The sequence below is a fragment of the Micromonospora endolithica genome, from assembly GCF_003626595.1.
Lineage (GTDB): Bacteria > Actinomycetota > Actinomycetes > Mycobacteriales > Micromonosporaceae > Micromonospora > Micromonospora endolithica.
Genome location: NZ_RBAK01000015.1, coordinates 40,912 through 60,722 on the forward strand (window position 1 = coordinate 40,912; position 19,811 = coordinate 60,722).

The 19,811-nt window shown below is 72.5% G+C and carries 18 protein-coding genes and 2 tRNA genes; 12 read left to right on the forward strand and 8 right to left on the reverse strand.

What is annotated here, in order from left to right; translation table 11 throughout:
* Window positions 1-106: 106 nt before the first annotated feature.
* The 3 genes from D7223_RS27530 to D7223_RS27540 all read right to left on the reverse strand — a co-directional run bounded on the left by D7223_RS27530 (window position 107) and on the right by D7223_RS27540 (window position 1,920).
* On the reverse strand, window positions 107-382 hold the full coding sequence (locus D7223_RS27530; RefSeq protein ID WP_120731841.1) for a hypothetical protein: 276 nt from the start codon (window positions 380-382) through the stop codon (window positions 107-109).
* 252 nt (window positions 383-634) lie between these two features.
* Window positions 635-868 (reverse strand): DUF397 domain-containing protein, encoded by a 234-nt coding sequence (locus tag D7223_RS27535; protein ID WP_120731639.1) that lies wholly within the window; start codon window positions 866-868, stop codon window positions 635-637.
* 71 nt (window positions 869-939) lie between these two features.
* On the reverse strand, window positions 940-1,920 hold the full coding sequence (locus D7223_RS27540) for a helix-turn-helix domain-containing protein (protein WP_120731641.1): 981 nt from the start codon (window positions 1,918-1,920) through the stop codon (window positions 940-942).
* Window positions 1,921-1,990: 70 nt separating this feature from the next.
* Between D7223_RS27540 and D7223_RS27545 the strand changes: the two genes are divergently transcribed.
* A complete protein-coding gene (locus tag D7223_RS27545) occupies window positions 1,991-3,415 on the forward strand; it encodes an MFS transporter (RefSeq protein WP_120731643.1) in 1,425 nt (474 codons plus the stop codon).
* A gap of 87 nt (window positions 3,416-3,502) precedes the next feature.
* Here the strand turns inward: D7223_RS27545 and D7223_RS27550 are convergent, their stop codons facing one another.
* On the reverse strand, window positions 3,503-3,745 hold the full coding sequence (locus tag D7223_RS27550) for a mycoredoxin (RefSeq protein ID WP_120731645.1): 243 nt from the start codon (window positions 3,743-3,745) through the stop codon (window positions 3,503-3,505).
* Window positions 3,746-3,872: 127 nt separating this feature from the next.
* On the opposite strand from D7223_RS27550, the gene D7223_RS27555 reads away from it, so the two are divergent.
* The 3 genes from D7223_RS27555 (at window position 3,873) to D7223_RS27565 (ending at window position 6,904) form a co-directional block, all read left to right on the forward strand.
* Window positions 3,873-6,023 (forward strand): ATP-dependent DNA helicase UvrD2, encoded by a 2,151-nt coding sequence (locus D7223_RS27555; protein ID WP_272948770.1) that lies wholly within the window; start codon window positions 3,873-3,875, stop codon window positions 6,021-6,023.
* 133 nt (window positions 6,024-6,156) lie between these two features.
* The gene (locus D7223_RS27560) at window positions 6,157-6,414 is read left to right on the forward strand and encodes a hypothetical protein (RefSeq protein ID WP_420330351.1); all 258 of its coding nucleotides are present in this window, start codon (window positions 6,157-6,159) and stop codon (window positions 6,412-6,414) included.
* A gap of 127 nt (window positions 6,415-6,541) precedes the next feature.
* Window positions 6,542-6,904, forward strand: coding sequence for a WhiB family transcriptional regulator (locus D7223_RS27565; protein ID WP_120731649.1), 363 nt, complete (start codon window positions 6,542-6,544; stop codon window positions 6,902-6,904).
* 365 nt (window positions 6,905-7,269) lie between these two features.
* Here the strand turns inward: D7223_RS27565 and D7223_RS27570 are convergent, their stop codons facing one another.
* From D7223_RS27570 to D7223_RS33790, 3 genes are all read right to left on the reverse strand, one after another.
* Window positions 7,270-8,616 carry an ABC1 kinase family protein gene (locus D7223_RS27570; RefSeq protein ID WP_120731651.1) on the reverse strand — a complete coding sequence of 449 codons (1,347 nt, stop codon included), beginning with the start codon at window positions 8,614-8,616 and terminating at the stop codon, window positions 7,270-7,272.
* 56 nt (window positions 8,617-8,672) lie between these two features.
* On the reverse strand, window positions 8,673-9,758 hold the full coding sequence (locus tag D7223_RS27575) for a hypothetical protein (protein WP_120731653.1): 1,086 nt from the start codon (window positions 9,756-9,758) through the stop codon (window positions 8,673-8,675).
* 206 nt (window positions 9,759-9,964) lie between these two features.
* On the reverse strand, window positions 9,965-10,132 hold the full coding sequence (locus D7223_RS33790) for a DUF5679 domain-containing protein (RefSeq protein WP_007464795.1): 168 nt from the start codon (window positions 10,130-10,132) through the stop codon (window positions 9,965-9,967).
* A 511-nt stretch (window positions 10,133-10,643) separates the two neighbouring features.
* On the opposite strand from D7223_RS33790, the gene D7223_RS27585 reads away from it, so the two are divergent.
* Together D7223_RS27585 and D7223_RS27590 are read left to right on the forward strand one after the other, a co-directional pair.
* Window positions 10,644-11,174 carry a M48 metallopeptidase family protein gene (locus D7223_RS27585; protein WP_120731657.1) on the forward strand — a complete coding sequence of 177 codons (531 nt, stop codon included), beginning with the start codon at window positions 10,644-10,646 and terminating at the stop codon, window positions 11,172-11,174.
* A 223-nt stretch (window positions 11,175-11,397) separates the two neighbouring features.
* The gene (locus tag D7223_RS27590; protein WP_120731659.1) at window positions 11,398-12,099 is read left to right on the forward strand and encodes a hypothetical protein; all 702 of its coding nucleotides are present in this window, start codon (window positions 11,398-11,400) and stop codon (window positions 12,097-12,099) included.
* A gap of 155 nt (window positions 12,100-12,254) precedes the next feature.
* Here the strand turns inward: D7223_RS27590 and D7223_RS27595 are convergent, their stop codons facing one another.
* A complete protein-coding gene (locus D7223_RS27595) occupies window positions 12,255-13,469 on the reverse strand; it encodes a zinc-dependent metalloprotease (protein WP_120731661.1) in 1,215 nt (404 codons plus the stop codon).
* Window positions 13,470-13,652: 183 nt separating this feature from the next.
* Here D7223_RS27595 and D7223_RS27600 point away from each other — a divergent pair, with 183 nt between their 5' ends.
* The 6 genes from D7223_RS27600 to D7223_RS27625 all read left to right on the forward strand — a co-directional run bounded on the left by D7223_RS27600 (window position 13,653) and on the right by D7223_RS27625 (window position 19,772).
* Window positions 13,653-14,666: a YlbL family protein gene (locus tag D7223_RS27600; protein WP_120731663.1), complete on the forward strand. Its 1,014-nt coding sequence runs from the start codon at window positions 13,653-13,655 to the stop codon at window positions 14,664-14,666.
* Window positions 14,667-14,764: 98 nt separating this feature from the next.
* Window positions 14,765-17,773 carry a UPF0182 family membrane protein gene (locus D7223_RS27605; RefSeq protein WP_186832342.1) on the forward strand — a complete coding sequence of 1,003 codons (3,009 nt, stop codon included), beginning with the start codon at window positions 14,765-14,767 and terminating at the stop codon, window positions 17,771-17,773.
* A gap of 140 nt (window positions 17,774-17,913) precedes the next feature.
* On the forward strand, window positions 17,914-18,423 hold the full coding sequence (locus D7223_RS27610) for a SigE family RNA polymerase sigma factor (RefSeq protein ID WP_120731667.1): 510 nt from the start codon (window positions 17,914-17,916) through the stop codon (window positions 18,421-18,423).
* Window positions 18,413-19,324, forward strand: a complete 912-nt coding sequence (locus tag D7223_RS27615; RefSeq protein ID WP_120731669.1) for a hypothetical protein — start codon at window positions 18,413-18,415, stop codon at window positions 19,322-19,324. The genes D7223_RS27610 and D7223_RS27615 overlap by 11 nt, the downstream gene beginning before the upstream one ends.
* Window positions 19,325-19,421: 97 nt before the next feature.
* Window positions 19,422-19,498 (forward strand) — tRNA-Met (locus tag D7223_RS27620).
* 200 nt (window positions 19,499-19,698) lie between these two features.
* Window positions 19,699-19,772, forward strand: a tRNA-Met gene (locus D7223_RS27625).
* Window positions 19,773-19,811 lie beyond the last annotated feature (39 nt).

Genomic DNA, 19,811 nt, shown 5'->3' on the forward strand with positions numbered 1-19,811 from the left:
ACCGCCGTTGCCGCGACGGTCACGGACCGGGAACACCGGCCGTCGTGGTCGGATGGGGCAAGGAACACGGCGGGGGAGCCGGTCCGACCACGACGGACATCCCGGGTCAGCTGCCGCGGCCGTCCGTCGGGCCGTGCCAGCCGTGCTGGGGTTCGTCGAGCGGGAGGACCTTCACCCGTTGCCGCCCGGCGCGGACCGCGCCCACCGAGGCGATGGCCCGCGCGAGGTGCAGCGCGGCGTCCCGGTCCTCGGCGTGGACGACCTGACGGCGTGGCTCGGGCGCGGTGGTCTCGTCCCGGAGCCGGCCGCCGCCGGACCAGGCGGCGGCGATGTCCACGTCGGCTGCGGCACGGACGTCGGTGCGAACGATCAGGAACCGCATGGGGGTCTCCGGATGTGTCGCGACGGTCGGGAACGGGTGGAAGTTCCACGTCACTCTGTCGTCATGTTACGCCCGGTAACGATCCCAGCAAGTGAAACACGACTATCGGTTCGGAGCCCCGACCGATCAGGTGAGGCCAGGTCACCGGGGTGGAGCGGGCGGTGGGCGGGTCGACGGCGTCCGATCCGGACACCGGTGTCGGACATGCGACGGGGCCGCCGGCATCCGCCGGCGGCCCCGCGTGGGCGACGTTCAGTCGATGTCGAACTGCCCGCCCTTGGTGCCGGCGAGGAAGCCGAGCCACCCGGCGCGGTCGAAGAGCAGGACCGGGCCGCCGCGGTCCTTGCTGTCCCGCAGGGCCACCGCCACCGGGCTGTCCCGGAGCGGGGCGACCTCGACGCAGTTGGAGGTCTGGCTGCGCGTGCTGGTACGCCACGGGGCGTCCGCCAGTTGCGCGAGGACGGACGGCGTGTGGTTGATGTTCATCGTGTCACTCCTGTGCTGAACGGGCCGATGGATCGAGTGGCACGGCACGACCCGACGGCGTTCCCGGAGTGTCACCGTTCCGTCAGCCGTCCGGAGTGCCGGCGGCGCTGGGGCGGCGCCGTTGCCGTCCCGTACGCCACTGTGGACGGAGCCGCCGAGCCGGGCAGCCGCCCCGTGGCCTCGATCAGCCAGGAGAGGGTGTCCGACGCGGAGAGTGCCGCCGTGCTCAACCACTCGAACACCACTTTATAGCGATTTAGGGCTTTTGCCTCGGTCGACATGACGTCGGTGAACCCACCTTCGATCGCCACCGTCTCCGGATCCTGCGGATCGGCGAACCGGTACAGCGAGAACGCCGTCGGCGGCAGGTACCAGGACCCGATCCGGGTGTCCTGGGGGAGCACGTGCAGGGTGACGTTCGGCAGAATCGCCAGCTCGCAGAGCTGCGCCAGCTGTTCGCGGAGCACCTCCGGCGGTGCGGTCCGGCCGCAGAGCGCCGCCTCCTCCAGCACGGCGGTGTACTGCGGCGCGTCCGGCCCGCGGCTCAGCAGCGTCTGGCGGGCCAGCCGGGCCTGCACCTGCGTCTCGACGTCCTCGGTGGAGCCCGGGTCGCCGGCACCCTCGTCCACCTCCTGCGCCGAGGCGATCCGGATCCGGGCGTACGCGGCCGTCTGGAGCAGGCCCGGCACCAGGACCGGGTTGTACTCGGAGATCACCGCGCAGCCCGCCTCCAACTCGGCGAAACCACGCTGCTGCTCGGTCATCACCGGGAAGTTCCGCAGCCAGCCGCGTACGTCGCCGGCCTCCTGGGTGATGCCCAGCAGTTCCTCGCGCAGCGCGCCGTCGGCCTGGTAGAGGTCCAGCAGGACCCGCACGTCCTCCGGGTCCGGGCGGCTGCGGCCGTTCTCCAGCCGGGACAGTTTGGACGCGGAGGCCCAGCCGATCCGCTCGATGACCTGGTCCCCGGTGAAGCCGGCCGTCTCGCGCAACCGGCGCAACACGACGCCTAGTCTGCGGCGTCGCAGGATCGGGCTCGGTGAGGCAGGAGGCACGATGTCCTCTTTCCCGTCGACCGCCGCAGACGCGACGGTAACTGTATGAAATTCAGCCCCCACCGTCAGTATGGACGGCGCGACCGGTGCGGGAGGTTCCCGAGCGGGGCGTGTCTCGCAGAAAGCGGCGGCGGACAGGGTCGGAAATCGGTCTGAACCGCCTCCATACGACCGCGCCGGTGCGGGCGCGGACCACCCCCCGCGGAGGGAACCCATGCGCATCGTCCTGCGCCGACCCGACTTCCGTCTGCTCTTCGGCGGACTGGTGGCCAGCATGACCGCCGAGTCGATCCTGCTGCTCGCCCTCGCCATCTGGGTCAAGGAGCTGACCGGATCGGACGGCCTGGCCGGCGCCACCCTCTTCGCGATCGTCGCGCCGATGACCCTGGCCCCGCTGGTCGGCTGGTTCGTCGACCGCTGTCCCCGGCGTCCGTTCTTCGTCGCGGCCAACGTGGTGACCGCCGTCCTGCTCACGCCGCTGTTCGCGGTCTCCGAACGAGCCGACGTCTGGATCATCTACGTGGTGGCCGCCCTGTACGGGTTGTCGTACATCACGCTCAGCGCCGCGCTCAGCGGCCTGATCCGCCAGGTGGTCCCGGTCGACCTGCTGGCCGAGGCGAACGGGGCCCTGCAGACCGTCCGGCAGGGACTGCGGCTGGCCGGCCCGCTGGCCGGTGCCGCGCTGTACGCCGCGGTCGGCGGCGGGATGCTCGCCGCGGTGGGCATGGCCGGCTTCCTCTCCGCCGCGCTGGTGGTCGGCGTGCTCCGGGTCGCCGAGGCGCCGCCGCCCGGTCGGGGGTCGCGGTGGCCCGCCGAACTGGGCGCCGGGGTGCGGCACCTGTCCCGGGAGCCGGCGCTGCGGCGGGCGCTGATCGGGTACGGCCTCTCCTCGCTGGTGATGGGCTTCAGCGAGTCGCTCATCTTCGCGTACGTGGACCAGGGGCTACGCCGGGACGCCGCGTTCGTCGGGGTGCTGGTGGCCGTGCAGGGGGTCGGCGGCCTGGTCGGCGGGCTCCTGTCGGCGAGGCTGGTGCGGCGGGTCGGCGAGGTGGGCACGCTCGCCGCCGGCGTGGCCTGCTTCGGGCCGGCCGCCTTCGCGCTCACCTACCCGCACCTGTGGCTCGGCTTCACCGGTGTCCTGCTGGCCGGGGTGTCGCTGCCGCTGACCATGGTCGGGTTGCACACGCTGATCCAGCGCCGTACGCCGCCGGGGCTGATCGGCCGGGTGGCCGCCGCCAGCGAGGCCGTGGTGCGCGGCCCGCAGGCCGTGTCCATCGGTGCCGGCGCGCTGCTGGTCGGTGTGCTCGACTACCGCCTGCTCTTCGTCGCGGTGGGCCTGGCGACGCTGCTGGCCGGCGGGTACCTCTGGCGCGGCCGCCAGCTCCCCCCACCCCCCGCACCTCCCACCCCGCGCATCCCCCTCCCGCGCCGCCCCGCCCCGGCCCGCGTCGATCATGAAGTTGTCGTCGCGACACGCCGGCGACGTGGGCGATAACCCATGATCGACTCCGGCGGTACCCGGACGCGGACGAGCGGCCGGTCCCGGGTGGGGCGGCCGCTCGTCGAAGGTGGTGCGGGGTGGTCAGGCGTTCAGGGTGGCCAGGTGCTGCTTGACCTGCGTGATGGAGGGGTTCGTCAGGGCGCTGCCGTCGGTGAACCGCAGCGTCGGGACCGTCTGGTTGCCGCCGTTGACGCTCATCACGAACTCCGCGGCCTTCGGGTCCTGCTCGATGTCGACCACCTCGTACCCGATGCCCTCCCGGTCGAGCTGCGACTTCAGCCGGTGGCAGTAGCCGCACCAGGGGGTGGAATACATCGTCAACATGGTCAGATCCTCCAACGGGGTCCGGTCGTGGCTTGCCGATCAAGCCCGGGCCATTCGACATGTTCGCCGACACTCGGGGAGCATGCCCCAGGTGCAACGCCGGGGGGAGCTGAGACAATTCCTCGCTGTGACCTCCGAACGCGTGCTCGCCGGCCTCGACCCGGAGCAGCGGGCGGCGGTGACCGCGCCGGCCGGCCCGGTCTGCATCCTCGCCGGCGCCGGCACCGGCAAGACCCGGGCGGTCACCTCCCGGATCGCCCACCGCACGCTGAGCGGGGAGATCTCCCCCCGGCACGTGCTCGCCGTCACGTTCACCGCCCGCGCCGCCGCCGAGATGCGACACCGGCTCACCCTGCTCGGGGCGCAGGGCGTGCAGGCGCGGACGTTCCACGCGGCGGCGCTGCGCCAGGTCCGCTACTTCGCGCCCCGGTTGCTCGACGGCCGGGCCATGCCGGAACTGCTGGACAGCAAGGTCCGGCTGGTCACCCTGGCCGCCGCGAAGGTCGGCCTGCGTACCGACCGGGCGGCCGCCCGCGACCTGGCCGGTGAGATCGAATGGGCCAAGTCGTCCCTGGTCGAGCCCGCGGAATACGTGATCGAGGCGACCAAGGCGCTGCGTGACACCCCGCACGATCCGACCCGGGTCGCCGAGGTGTTCGCCGCGTACGAGCGGCTCAAGCGCTCCGGTGGCGTGATCGACTTCGAGGACATGCTGCGCGCCGCCGTCTGGGGCATCGAGGAGCACCGGGACGTCGCCGAACAGGTCCGTGCCCAGTACCGGCACTTCGTCGTCGACGAGTACCAGGACGTCAACCCGCTCCAGCAGCGGCTGCTGGAGGCGTGGCTGGGCGGCCGGGACGACGTGACCGTGGTCGGCGACGCCAGCCAGACGATCTACTCGTTCACCGGCGCCACCTCGTCCTACCTGGTCGACTTCCCCCGCCGGTACCGGGGCGCGACGGTGGTCCGGCTGGTCCGTGACTACCGCTCCACCCCGCAGGTGGTCGGACTGGCCAACGCGGTGATCTCGCAGGCCCGGGGCGCCGAGGCCCGGCTGCGCCTGGAACTGGTCGGCCAGCGCCCGGCCGGCCCCGAGCCCGACCTGCGGATCTTCACCGACGAGCCGGCCGAGGCCGCCGCCGTCGCCGCGCGCTGCCGCGCCCTGGTCGACGCCGGTACCCCGGCCCGGGAGATCGCGGTGCTGTTCCGGACCAACGCCCAGTCCGAGGCGTACGAGAAGGCGCTCACCGAGGCGCGGGTGCCGTACGTGGTGCAGGGCGCGGAGCGGTTCTTCGAACGCGCCGAGGTACGGCAGGCGATGGTGGCGCTGCGTGCCGCCACCCGCTCGATCCCCGGGGAGACCCCGCTGCCGACCGCGGTGGCCGAGGCGCTGACCGCGGTCGGCTGGGCACCGGACGCGGCCCCGGCCGGCGGGGCGGCACGCGAGCGGTGGGAGGCGCTGTCCGCGCTGGTCCAGCTCGCCGAGGAGTACGCGGCCACCCCGGAGGTGCTGCCGATCGGGCCGGCCGCGTCGGTGGAGCGCCCGGTGACCCTGGCCGACTTCAACGACGAGCTGGCCCGGCGGGCCACCGCCCAGCACGTGCCGACCGTGGACGGGGTGACCCTGGCCTCGCTGCACTCGGCGAAGGGCCTGGAGTGGGACGCGGTCTTCCTGGTCGGTCTCTCCGAGGGAACCCTGCCCACCACGTACGCGAAGACCGTCGAGCAGGTCGAGGAGGAGCGCCGGCTGCTCTACGTCGGCATCACCCGGGCCCGGGAGTGGCTCTGGCTGTCGTACTCGGTGGCCCGCTCGCCGGGCGGACGGGCCCGGCGGCCCTCGCGGTTCCTGCCGCAGTTGGACCGGTCGGGCGGCACCGAACGGGCCGGGGCCGCCGCACCGGGCCGGCGACCCGAGCGGCGGCGGACCCAGATCGTGTCCTGCCGGATCTGCGGCGCGACCCTGCTCGCCGGGCCGGACCGCAAGCTCGGTCGGTGCCCCACCTGTCCCTCGGACATCGACGAGGAGCTGCACGAGCGGTTGCGTGACTGGCGGGCCCGGGTGGCCGGGGCGCAGCGGGTTCCGGCGTACGTCGTCTTCACCGACGCGACGCTGGTCGCGCTGGCCGAACGCCGCCCCGGGCGGTCCGAGGACCTGATCGCGATAGCCGGCATCGGGCCCCGGAAACTGGGGCTCTACGGGGAGGCGGTGCTGGCGCTGGTGGCGGGTGCGACCGTCGATGCTGTCTGCTCGGAGAAAACTTTCGAAATCTCGTCGTAAATTCGTTTGCCCTCGCCCTACGGCGAGGAATAGCCTCAGGACACACCTTGGGAGCGGCGCCATTCCGGCTGCTCACAAGGGTGGGGACCATAGTCGTCGTCGAGTGCAGGAAAGTGAGGTGGCCCCGGTGGAGATCTTCAACAGCTATGAGCGTCTGGCGGCGCCGCTGAACGCTGCCTGCGCTCCGCTGTCGGCTGTCCCGGTGGCTCTTGCCGCTGCGCGACCGTCGGTTCCGCAGGTGCACCAGGTCGAGACTCAGGCCGAGCTGATTCTCGCGCCGGCACCCCAGTGGACCCAGGGGACCAGTGGCTTCACGGGCAAGGGCGTCGATGTCGCCGGCAAGCGGCGGATGGACGTCCGCGGAGTTCCACCTCGAGGTAGACCGGTCTGAACCACAGACCACCGGCTCACCTCGAGGCCGCGGAACCCGCATACCGGGATCCGCGGCCTCAGTTTTTTGCCCCGAGTACGTCGGAAAGCGATCCACGAGATCGAAGTGAGAGAGAGGTGACCGGGCGATGAGTCTGGCGTTGGCCCCACTCGACGTGAGCGTCGAGGTGGAGGCGAACCTGCCCTGCCGGAAGTTCGACCCCGACCTGTGGTTCTCCGACTCGCCCACCGAGCTGGAACTGGCCAAGTCGCTCTGCGGGGACTGCCCGCTGCGCGTCGAGTGCCTGGCCGGTGCGGTAGAGCGGGCCGAGCCCTGGGGCGTCTGGGGTGGCGAGATCTTCGAGCGTGGCGCGGTCGTCCCGCGCAAGCGGCCCCGTGGCCGTCCGCGCAAGGAGGACCTCGCCCGGGACGCCGCACTCCGGGTCGAGGCCGAGGCGCGCCTGGCGGCCAGTGGGCTGTCCACGCGCGACACGGTCCGGCTGGCGGCCTGACCTACCCGATCCGTTCCAACCCCCCGCCGGTCAACGCCGGCCGAGAACGAAAGTTGACCACCATGCTGCACCTGCCCAACGGCACCGACCTGCAACTACTCCACGAAGCGTTGTCCCGGGCCCGAATGCTCCGGCCTCAGGCCGGTCGCACCACCACGAGCACTGAGGCAACCCGTTCCGCCCGTTCCGTCGCCATGGCCGGCCGCAACCGGTCCGCACGCGAGCTGGGGGCGCTGTAGTACCACTCCGAGAACAAGGGGCGGGTGACCAGATGGTCACCCGCCCCTTGGTGGGTAAGGAAGGGCCCCCGGTTAACGCCTGGTGTAGAGGAGGGGTCCCCGCTTAACGCCCAGGGTGCCGGCGCCTCAGGCCACCGGCGCGAACCCGGGCAGCCAGCGCTCCAGGATGCCCCGGTACGGAGCCTTCGCCTCCAACTGGCACAGCACCCCGATGGAACCGAGCGTCACCCGGTGCACGAGCAGGTACGACGGGGGCAGATTGAGCTGCCGGCTCAACTGGAAGGCCGGTGACTTCGGGCTGGCCAGCCGGGTCGCCTCGGCCCGCAGCCAGGCCCGGCTGAACCGGAACTCCTCCTCGGCGACCGGGGCCAGCATCGGCTGGAGGTACTCCAGCAGCGCCTCGGCGTCGATCGGCTCGGTCGGGCTGACGAAGCCCTCCTCCCGCAGGCCGGCCACCACCGCGTCGGCCTCCCCCCGCAGGGCGAGACCGGCGAGCCGGCCGATCGGCTCCGGCGTGCCCTCCGGCATCCGGGCCACCGCGCCGAAGTCGATCACGCCGAGCCGCCCGTCCGGGAGCAGCCGGAAGTTGCCCGGGTGCGGGTCGGCGTGCAGCAGGCCGGCGCGCGGAGGCGCGGACAGGTGCAGCGTCGCCATCAACCGCCCCGCCTCGTCGCGCTGCTCCTCGGTGCCGGCCCGGATGATGTCCGCCAGGGGCGTTCCCTCGACCCACTCGGTGACCAGGACCCGGGGTGACCCGGAGACCACCGCGGGGATGAAGATCTCCGGGTCGTCGGCGTACGCGGTGGCGAAGGCCCGCTGCGACTCCGCCTCCAGCTCGTAGTCCAGTTCCTCGGTGATCCGCTCGCGCAACTCGGCCAGCAGCGGCTTGACGTCCAGCCCGGGCTGGATCGCCCGGAACATCCCGCCCAGCCGGGAGAGCTGCTTGAGATCGGCGAGCAGGGCGTCCCCGGCACCCGGGTACTGGATCTTCACCGCCACGTCCCGGCTGTTCGGCGCGCCCGACGGCCCGTAACCCTCGTCCCGCCAGCGGGCCCGGTGCACCTGGCCGATGCTGGCCGCGGCGGCCGGGGTGTCGTCGAACTCGACGAACCGGTCCCGCCAGTCCGGGCCGAGCTGCTCGGCGAGCACCTTGTGCACGGTGGCCGCCGGCAGCGGCGGCGCCGCCTCCTGGAGCTTGGTCAGGGCCTGCCGGTAGGGCGCGGCGATCTCCTCCGGCAGCGCCGCCTCGAAGACCGACAGCGCCTGCCCGAACTTCATGGCGCCGCCCTTGAGCTGGCCCAACACGCTGAAGAGCTGCTCGGCGGTGCGCTGTTGGATCTCCGCGGAGATCACGTCGGAGGCGAGCCCGGTGACGCGCTTACCCATGCCGAGGACGGTCCGACCGGCGAAGCCGAGCGGCAGTGCGGCGAGCTTGGCGGTCCGGGACACGGCCCGGCGCGGGATGTCGGTCACTCGGCCATTGTTACCGACGCGACGGGTCCGCTGCTGCCGTGCGGCCGTGCTGGGGGTCACCGTCCCGTACCGCGCGCCCCGTCCGGTTGCCGGCGTCGGGTGCGTGAGCAGGCGCAGGAGGGGTGCGGCGACCAGAGCCGGCGACCCAGCCGGCCCACGCCGCCGACCTCGACGGTGCAGCCGAGGGTCTCCGGGTTGCCCCCGTCCAGCTGGGTCAGCGCCTCGCCGGTCGCGTACGCCCCGGCGGCCAGGAGCGTGGCGGTGGCACACGCCTGGTTGGGCGCGTCGGTGGCGAGCTGGGCGGCGAGGGCCGGCCAGTCCGGGTCGCGGTCGGTGCGGTGCAGGTCGAGGCAGTGCAGGCACGGACCGACGGGCGGGCGGACCAACGGGCCGATCACCGGGACCCCGCCGCGCAGGGTGATCAGCAGGTGCGGTTGGCGACGCTGGGCGTGACCCGCCGCGACCAGGGCGGCCGGTCGGGCCGTACCGAGTTGCACCACCAGGTCGACCCGGCCCCGGCGCGGCGGGCCGGTACCGGTGCCGGGGGCGGCCCGCCCGATCGCGTCCCGTACCGCGGGCCCGACCGGGCGTCCGAGGTCGGCGGCGGGGATGCCGGTGCCCACCAGGTCCGCCGGCCGGACCGGGCCGGTCAGGTCGGGGTGCACCTGCCCGACGCCCGCCTGGGCCAGTGCCAGGGCGACCACCGCGCCGAGCTGCCCGGAGCCGCCGACCACGACCCGGGCGGCGCGCCGACGGCGCAGCACCTGCGCGGGCGTGCCGGGCAGTCGCGCGGCCGCCAGCGCCAGGGCCCCGGCCTCCGCGGTGAGCCGGGCCCGGGTCGGCTCGGTCAGGTCGCGTGGCAGCAGGGTGTGCGCCGGTACGACCAGGCCGGCGGCGCGGAGCGCCGCCAGCAGCTCCCGGGCCTCGTCCGGCCGAACGTCGGCCTGGACGGCGTGCTCGATGACGCGACGTTCACTGCGGGTGCCGTCCAGCAGGTCGAGCAGCCGTGCCGCGCGGGGGTTGGCGATCTCCAGCAGGACGGCCCGGCCGGGCTCGACACCGAGCTGGAGCGTGTGGCGGTCGCGCCACAGCCGGCTGAGGCCGGGCAGCAGGGCGGGGCGGGGGAGTGACGACGGGGTCATGACAACGAACAGTGACCGAATCCCTGCTGTCCGTCGATCGTTGTCCACAGGTGGCCTGGTCTCTACCCAGGGTTGTCCACAGGACTTTCCGGGTTATCCACAACCCCTCGGTAACCCTGTCGCGCAACGGACAGTTCACCGGTCACGCGCTGAAGACGGCGGAAGGGGCGGCCGACCGGCCGCCCCTTCCGCATGACCCGTCCGGGTCAGACCTTCGCCTTGCCCAGGATGCGGTTCACTGTTGTGCCGCACACCGGACACTTGCCCTTCGCCATGTTCATGCCGGTCTTCGAGACCTCGACGTGCCCCTCGAAGTCCCGCTTCTCCTTGCACTTCACGCAGTAACCGTTGTAGGTCTGGGCCTGGTCGGCCACGGTGCCCTCCTCGTCTCGTCCGCCGGCGAACGCGTACCGGCGGTGCTCCCGGCGGCGGGCCACGGAGGGCGCCGGCGCTCGGTCTTTCGTCGCGGTCACCTTCATGACCGCTGGTCCGCGGACCCTACCCAGGTGCGGGCGGTTCCATGTCAGCTGTGCATCGCCACTGTGAGCAAGTCGACGTCGAGAGTGTGCACGCCGAATTAGGCCGAATAAGTCAGTTTGGCGGGGACACGCCGACCAAATGCCGGTCGAGGGGCCGATCGGGGCCCCGAATGACGGAAGCCGGGGTGATCACCTACCGTGGTCACCGACGTCGGTCCCGGCCCGCGGCCGCCGGCACTCGCTGTGACGAGCACGTTGCGCCATGATCAGTCAAGAAATTTTCGGGACTCCTGGCGACCAATCAGTATTTTCCGGGCGCGTGTCATCGTGTTGACTCTTGCGGACCCCTGGTCAGTACGCATTAGCTTTCCCTCGTGACAGCTTCCCGAGGCTGCGCGGTCCGCTGATGGCAGCGGCGCGCAAGCCGGTCGTCGAGGTACGGCGCAGCCAGCGCCGGCGACGGACGGTGTCCGCCTACCGTGACGGTGAGCGCGTCGTCGTCCTCATCCCGGACCAGTTCTCCCAGACCGAGGAGAGCGAGTGGGTCGACCGGATGCTCGCCCGGCTCGCCGCCCGGGAGGGCCGTCTCGCCCGGTCCGACGCCGAACTGCTCGACCGCGCCGGCCGGCTGATCAAGCTCTACCTGTCCGACTACGGCACCGAGGCCGTCCCGGCGAGCGTCCGGTGGGTCGGCAACCAGAACGGTCGGTGGGGATCGTGCACCCCGGCGGACCGGACGATCCGCATCTCGCACCGGGTGCAGGACATGCCGGACTGGGTGATCGACTATGTCCTGCTGCACGAGCTGGCGCACCTGATCGTGCCGAGCCACAACACCCGCTTCTGGGCCCTGGTCGCCCGTTACCCCCGGTCCGAGCGCGCCCGCGGCTATCTGGAGGGCGTGGCCGCCGTCTCCGGCACCTCGCTCACCGACTGACCACGCCCGCCCACGCCGCCCTCCGGCCGCCCACGCCGCCCTCCGGCCGCCCACGCCGCCCTCCGGCCGCCCACGCCGCCCTCCCGCCCACGCCGCCCTCCCGCCCACGCCGTCGGCCGCCGCCTGCCCCTCCCGCTGCGGGGCAGGGCAGGCGTTAAGAAGGGGCCCTTTTACCACGCCAGGCGTTAATAGGGGGCCCTTCCTTACCGGCTAGGGTCGGGGGATGGGCGGACGTGTGGTGGTGGCGTTGCTCGCTCCGGTGGCGTGGTCGCCGCCCGGTGTCGACCTGCGGGCCTGGCGGACCGCGCTCGCCGAGGACGTCGTCGACCTGCTCGCCACCCTCCAGCAGGTGGAGACCGCGGTGGCGGTCCTCCCGGGCGACCGGTGGCTGGCCGACGCGGTGGTCTGGCCGGGAACGACCGTGTACGAGGTCGCCGAGGCGACCCCCAGTGCCGTCCTGGCTCTCTTCGACGCGCCGCACGCGCCCGACCGCCCGACGGTCCGGGCGGCGGACGCCGGAACCGGGGCCGCCGCCGAACCTACGGCGGGCGCCCGGCAGGTGTACGACCAGGTCGCCGTCATCGCCGGTGACGCCCCGGACGTGCCGGGCCTGACCATCGGCAAGCTGCTCCGCCCGCTCACCACCCGGCCGGTGGCGGTCGCACCGGTCGAGGGGGACGGGTCAGGGTTGCTGGGGATCGCGGTGCGGCTGCCGGTACCGGCGTGGCTGCCGCCGGTCGATCTGGGCACCGCGCGGCCCGCCGCCCTCCGCGCCGCCGCGCCGAGCCCCGGCGACCTGGCGGTCACCCCGGCGTGGCGTCGGCTGCGCGGACCGGCCGACCTGGCCTGGCTGGACCCGGCGGTTCAGGGGTGGGAGGCGACCCGGGCCCTGCTCTCCGGTTCGGCTCACCGGGCGCAGTCATGATCCACTCGACTTCGCCGACGTCGGGCGGAAGAGTCGTGGGGACACCGCGACTTCGCCGACGTCGTGTCGACCATGCGGACCGGACCCGGCCGGCGGCCGGCCGGTGACCGTCCGGTGCGGCGGACCGGATGCCGGCCCGCCGCACCGGGAGACGGTCAGGAGCGCTTCTCGTCGCCCTCGTCGTCCGGCGTGCCCGGGGCCTTCTCCTCGGGCCCACCGGGCGCGGTGAAGTCGAAGGTCTCCAGCTCGCCGAGATCGACCTCGGACCGGGCGAACGCCACCGGGTCGGCGAAGTCGTCGTCCGAGGGGAGCAGGTCCGGGTGACCCCACAGGTCGTCCCGCCCGGCGATGCCCCGGTGCTCGGTCAGCGCCGCCCAGAGGGCGGCGGCCTCACGCAGCCGGCGAGGTCGCAGCTCCAGGCCGACCAGGGCCGCGAAGGTCTGCTCGGCGGGGCCGCCGGCCGCGCGGCGACGGCGGAACGCCTCGCCGAGGCGTACGACGTTGGGCAGCCGGCCACCGGCGGCGCTGTCCACCACGTGGCAGACCCACCCCTCGACCAGCGCCAGCGCCGTCTCCAGCCGGGCCAGCGACGCCTTCTGGGCCGGCGTGTCCTCCGGAGTGAAGATCCCCTCCAGGGCGATGGCCTGCATCGACTCCGGGTCGGTCGGGTCGACCCGGCCCATCGCCTCCTCGATCGCCTCCCGGTTGACCCGGATGCCGGAGGCGTACATCTCGACCGCGCTGAGCACGTGCCCGCGCAGCCACGGCACGTGCTGGAAGAGCCGCTGGTGGGCGGCCTCGCGCAGGGCAACGTAGAGGCGGACCTCGTCCTCCGGCAGCTCCAGGCCGTTGCCGTACTCCCGGATGTTGGCCGGGATCAGCGCGGCCGTGCCGGCCGGGCCGAGCGGCAGCCCGATGTCACCGGCCGAGAGCACCTCCGCGGCGAGCGAGCCGAGCGCCTGGCCGAGCTGACCGCCGAAGAGGGCGCCGCCCAGCGTGGCGACCATCGACTGCATCGGGCCGAGCTGGGCGCGCGCCTCCGGCGGCACCAGGTCACCCATCGCGCCGACCATCCGGCTGGCCACCGGGTCGCACAGCTTGCGCCACACGTCCAGGGTCCGATAGATCCACTCGTTGCGGTTCCAGGCCACCGAGGTCTGGATGCCCGAGGGCAGGGCCGAGGCCGGCTCCAGCCACAGGTCGGCGAGCCGCAACGCCTCCGCCACCGCGTTGCGCTCGAACGGTGAGACCGCCGGGTCGCCCGAGGCGGCGAGCTGGCTGGCGGCCACCTGGCGGGCCAGGTCCCAGTTGACCGGCCCGCTGCCCGGCGCGGAGAGCAGATGCTGCAACTGCGACATGAACTGCTGCATCTGCGCGGGATCGTTGGGATCTGGTGGTTGCCCACCCGGAAGCGCGAAACCGAACGGAATATCAGGCACGACGTCTACGGTACGCGCGCCGCGCCCCAGGTAGCCGCCGCCGGCGTTCCGCTCACGGCGAAGTCGCCGGTTCGTCCGCCGGAGGCCCCCACCCCGGTCGGTACGCTCTGCCGCATGAGACGTCGCGGCCTGACCGTCCTGCTCGGTGCTCTGCTCACCGCCCTGCTCAGCATCGGCGTGCTCGCCGCACCCATCCCCTACGTGGTGCTCGGCCCCGGCCCGACCGTCAACACCCTGGGCACCGATGCCGGCAAGGAGGTCATCCAGGTGTCCGGCCGGGAGACCTCCACCTCGGCCGGGCAGCTGCGGCTGACCACGGTGGGGGTGCAGCCTGAGGTGAAGCTGCGGGCGGCGATCCAGGCCTGGTTCGCCGACGACGAGGCCGTCGTGCCCCGGGAGCTGGTGTATCCGCCGGGGGAGAGCCAGGAGCAGATCGAGGAGCGCAACGCCGAGGACTTCAAGGTGTCCCAGACCAGCGCGGAGACCGCCGCCCTCGCCGCGCTGGGCTTCCCGGTGCAGGTGGTGGTCAAGACGGTGGTCGCCGACGGGCCGGCGTCCGGCGTGCTGCGGCCCGGTGACGTGATCACCGCGGTGGACGGGCAACCGCTGCCGGCGGCCGCCCGCCTCACCGAGCTGATCCGGGAGAAGCCCGCCGGCACCACCTTCACCGTCGGCTACACCCGGTCGGGCACGGCGTCCACCGCCCGGATCACCAGCCGCGAGCAGGACGGCCGGCCCCGGATCGGGGTCGAGATCGACCAGCAGCAGCCGCACCCGTTCACCCTGAGCATCGACCTGGAGGACATCGGCGGGCCCAGCGCCGGGCTGATGTTCGCGCTCGGCATCGTCGACAAGCTCACGCCGGCCGACCTGACCGGCGGGAAGGTCATCGCCGGCACCGGGACCATCGACGACACCGGCCAGGTCGGCCCGATCGGCGGCATCGCCCAGAAGCTGGTCGGTGCGAAGCGCGCCGGGGCGACCGCCTTCCTGGTGCCGGCGGACAACTGCGCCGAGGCCGTCCGGAACCCGCAGTCCGGCCTGCCGTTGCTCCGGGTGGCCACCCTGGACGACGCGCTGAGCGCGCTGGAGGCGCTGCGCGACGGTCGCCAGGCCCCCCGCTGCTGACCGCGGGGTGACCGTGCACCGAGGCACTCAGGAACACCCCGTACTCTGGGTGCCTGGTCGGAGCCGATCATATCGAGCGTGCGGAGCCAACAGTGGTCATGCGTAGCAGCAGCCCCCTGCCCAGGATGAGCCGGCGCGGACGCGTCACGATCGCTGTCCTGGTCGGGGTGTTCGTCCTCCTCACCCTGCTCGGATGGGGTGTGCAGGCCTGGACGGACTGGCTGTGGTTCGACGAGGTCCGTTACACCGAGGTGTTCACCGGCGTGCTCGTCACCCGACTGCTGCTGTTCCTCGCGATCGGCCTGGGCATGGCGGTGATCGTCGGCGGCAACCTCTGGTTGGCCCACCGGCTGCGGCCCCGGATGCGCCCGCACTCGCCGGAGCAGGCCACCCTGGAGCGGTACCGGATGCTCCTGGGCCCCCGGCTGGGCGCCTGGATCGCGCTGGTCGCCACCGTGGTCGGTCTCTTCGCCGGGCTCTCCGCACAGGGCCGGTGGAGCCAGTGGCTGCTGTTCCGCAACGGTGGCGACTTCGGTGTCGACGACCCGGAGTTCGGGATCGACGTCGGCTTCTACGTCTTCCAGCTGCCGTTCCTGCGCTATCTGCTGGGCGTCGGCTTCACCGCCATCGTGCTGGCCGTGATCGGCTCGCTCGCCGTGCACTACCTCTTCGGCGGTGTCCGGCTCCAGGGCGTCGGGGACCGGATGACCAACGCCGCCCGCGCCCACCTCAGCTCGCTGGTCGCCGTCTTCGTCCTGCTCAAGGCCGTCGCGTACGTGCTGGACCGGCGCGCGATGCTGCTGGAGTTCAACGACACCGCGAACACCTACGGCGCCGGCTACTCGCAGGTCAACGCGCTGCTGCCGGCCAAGGAGATCCTGGCGTACATCTCGATCGTGGTGGCCATCGCGATCATCGTGTTCTCCAACGCGTGGATGCGGAACCTGGTCTGGCCGGGCATCTCGCTGGCCCTGCTCGGCGTGTCCGCGGTCGCCATCGGCGGCATCTACCCGTGGGCGGTGCAGAACTTCGAGGTCAAGCCCAGCGCCCGGGACAAGGAGGCGCCCTACATCCAGCGCAGCATCGACGCGACCCGGTCCGCCTTCGGGCTGACCATCGCCGACACGGCGCCGTACGCGGCGAGCAACCTCACCCCACCGGCGACCCTGGCCACCGACACCAGCGTGGTGCCGAACGCCCGGCTGCTCGACCCGCAGCTGGTCTCCGAGACGTACACCCAGCTCCAGCAGGTCCGGGGCTTCTACGACTTCGGTCCCAAACTGGACATCGACCGCTACACCGTGGCCGACAAGACCCAGGACTACGTGGTCGGCGTCCGGGAGATCAACTACGGCGAGCTGACCGCCCAGCAGAGCAACTGGATCAACCGGCACACCGTCTACACCCACGGCTACGGGCTGGTGGCGGCCCCGGCCAACCAGGTGGTCTGCGGTGGCCAGCCGTTCTTCGTCTCCGGGTACCTCGGTGGCGAGAAGTCGCAGGAGGCGTGCGCCTCGCCGACCGAGCAGATCCCGGCCAGCCAGCCGCGCATCTACTACGGCGAGCGGATGGAGGCCGACGACTACGCGATCGTCGGCAAGGCCGACGCGGCGGAGAACCCGTCCGAGTTCGACCGCCCGGTGGGTGAGGGCGAGAACGGCGCCGAGTCGTACTACACCTACACCGGCTCGGGCGGCGTCGAGATCGGCTCGTTCGGCCGCCGGCTGCTCTACGCGATCAAGCAGCAGGAGTCGAACTTCCTGCTCTCCGGCGCGATCAACGAGAACTCGAAGCTGCTGTACGTGCGTAATCCGCGCGAGCGGGTGGAGAAGGTCGCGCCGTTCCTGACCGTGGACGGCGACCCCTATCCGGCGGTCGTCGGGGGCCGGGTGCAGTGGATCGTGGACGGCTACACCACCGCCGCGACCTACCCGTACGCCGAGCGGATCAACCTGCAGACCGAGACCACCGACGAGCTGACCAACCAGGGCACCTTCCAGCTGGCCCGGGAGAACGTCAACTACATCCGCAATTCGGTCAAGGCCACCGTCGACGCCTACGACGGGACGGTGAAGCTCTTCGAGTTCGACGACCAGGACCCGGTGCTCAAGGCGTGGAACAAGGCGTTCGGCGGTGACCTGGTCACCCCGAAGCGGGAGATCCCCGCCGAGCTGGCCGAGCACTTCCGCTACCCGGCCGACCTGTTCAAGGTGCAGCGCAACCTGCTCACCCGGTTCCACGTCACCGACCCCGGCGACTTCTACTCCGGCCAGGACTTCTGGGAGGTGCCGAACGTTCCGGACGCCCCGGACACCGGCCAGAAGCAGCCTCCTTACTACCTGTTCACCCAGTTCCCCGGCCAGAGTGAGCCGCGCTTCCAGCTCACCGCGGCGGTCACCCCGAACGGGCGGCAGAACCTCGCCGCGCTGATCTCCGGCTCGTACGTCGACGGGAAGCCGGAGCTGAAGGTCCTGGAACTGCCGGACCAGACCCGGGTCTCCGGTCCGGTGCAGGTGCACCAGCAGATGACCAACAACGCGACGATCCGTACCGAGCTGAACCTGCTCTCCTCCAACCAGGCGCAGGTCCAGTACGGCAACCTGCTGTCCCTGCCGTTCGGCAACGGCATGCTCTACGTCGAGCCGGTCTACGTGAAGAGCAACCAGCAGAACGCGTACCCGCTGCTGCAGAAGGTGCTCCTGTCCTACGGCGACGGCGGCTCGTACGTGGTGCTCGCCAACAACCTGACCGAGGGCATCAAGCAGCTCGTCGAACAGGGCAAGAATGCCGGCGCGCCGGCCACGCCACCGCCGGCCGACGACAACCCGCCGCCGCCGGGGCAGACCCCGTCGCCCACCCCCAGCGCTCCCGCCCCCACCGGGGAGCTGGCCCAGGCCGCCGACCGGGTCCAGGCCGCCATCGCGGAGGTCCGGGCCGCGCAGACCTCCGGCGACTTCGAACGGTACGGCCGGGCGCTCAAGGCCCTGGACGAGGCGATGGCCGCGTTTCAGGCCGCGCAGGGGACCGCCCCCGCTCCCTCCGGCAGCGCCCGCCCACCCGCCTCCCCGGCGGCGAGCGGCAGCGCCGCACCGACACCGGGCGGCTGATCCATCACGACAGTGCCCCCGTACCGGACCGGTACGGGGGCACTGTCGTCTTCCGGACGTCCGGGGTGCAACCCACCGGCCGGCCGGCCCGTCCTTCCTCCGACAGAGCGAGCGAACCCTGGGGGACACGCGGTGGGGACATGAGGGACACGACGAGCTTCGACGACTTCTACCGTGGCACCAGCCGACGGATGCTCCGGTACGGCTACGCGGTCGCCGGCGACTACACCGAGGCGCAGGACCTGGTGCAGGAGGCGTACGCCCGCGCCTGGCGGCAGTGGGGGCGACTGACCACCCACCCCGCGCCGGAGGCGTGGCTGCGGCTGGTGATCGCCCGCCTGGCCACCGACCGGTGGCGCCGGCTGACCGGGTGGCGGACCGCGCTCAGCCGGACCGGCCCGCCGGCGCCGGTGCCGCCGCCCGGTGAGGACACCGTGCTGCTGGTCGCCGCGCTGCGTCAACTACCGGCCAACCACCGGCAGGCACTTGCCCTGCACTACCTGTTCGACATGTCCGTGGAGGACATCGCCCGCGAGACCGGCACGGCGACCGGCACGGTCAAGTCCTGGCTCTCCCGGGGCCGGGCGCGACTCGCGGAACTCCTGCCCGACCTCAGGACCGAGCGACTGGAGGCCACCGATGTCGCGTGATCTGCCCGATCTGTACCGCTCGCTCGCCGCCGACGCCGACGAGGGCGGCCTGGCGGTGCCCGAGACGATCCGCCGGTACGCCGACCGCCGGGCCCGGGTCCGTGCGGCCGGTGGCGCGCTCGTCGTGGCCCTGCTGGTCGGTGGCGTGGCCGCCGGCATCCAGCTCGGCCTGCCCGGTGGGCGCACCTCGACGCTGCCGGCCACCACACCGACCCCGGCGGTGACGCCCACGCCGTCCACGCCCCCGCCGCCCACGGCCACGCCCACGCCGTCCCGGTCCGTTCCCTCCGGCACGCCGTCCGCCCCGGCGACCACGGCGTCGACCCGGCCGCCGCGGACGCCGACGTCGATCCCGGACCGGGCATTCTTCGTCCCACCGGCCGCCTACCTCAAGGGCGAACCGACCTTCACCGACGGTGAGCACCTGCCGGACCCGTGTGGCGAGCAGCCCGACGACCAGATCGTCCAGCGCCGGTCCCGGGTGATCATGTATCACCTCAAGCCGAACCAGCCGGACGAGTACGTGCCGGACGGCAGCTACACCCACTCCGTCACGATCCACCGCCCCGGCACCGCGGACGACTGGATGGACGACCTGCGCCAGTTGGTGCGGGACTGCCCCCGGCAGGACATGGGGCAGGGCGTGGTGTCCCGCCAGCGTCTCCTGGACGGCGGCGCGTACGGCGAGGAGACGGTGCTGTTCGAGATGCGGACGCCCGCCCGCACCGACTCGGGTGAGCCGGCCGCCGGGGAGACGGTGCGGCTGGTCCGCGCGGTCCGGGTCGGTGACGTGGTGACCGTGCTGTGGGAGCGCGGTTGGGAGAGCACCAGCACCGTCCGGAGCCAGTTCGACGACTACAGCCGGCGGGCGGAACGCGCCGTCGAGGCGTGGCTGGACTGATCGACCGCCCCGGGCGGGCCCCTGACCAGGGGGTTCCGCCCGGTCCGGGCGTCGTTTTGCGGTGAGCGCCCCGGGTGGGCTAGGGTTGTCCTACCGACGCGGGGTGGAGCAGCTCGGTAGCTCGCTGGGCTCATAACCCAGAGGTCGCAGGTTCAAATCCTGTCCCCGCTACCACGACGAAAGACCCCCGAGGACATCCTCGGGGGTCTTTTCGCGGTGCCGGTCCGGTGGCACACCCCGTCGGGCGCGGCCGCTTCGCGACTCGGTGCGGCGGGACGCGGGAGCGGCATCGGTGCAGGTGGCGGCATCGGCGGGCGCGCGATGAGGGGCCGGCGATCATGGCCGTACGCGATGCGCTAAGCTTGTGGAGCCGACGCGGGGTGGAGCAGCTCGGTAGCTCGCTGGGCTCATAACCCAGAGGTCGCAGGTTCAAATCCTGTCCCCGCTACTGACCCGAAGGCCCCGAGGATTCCTCGGGGCCTTCGTC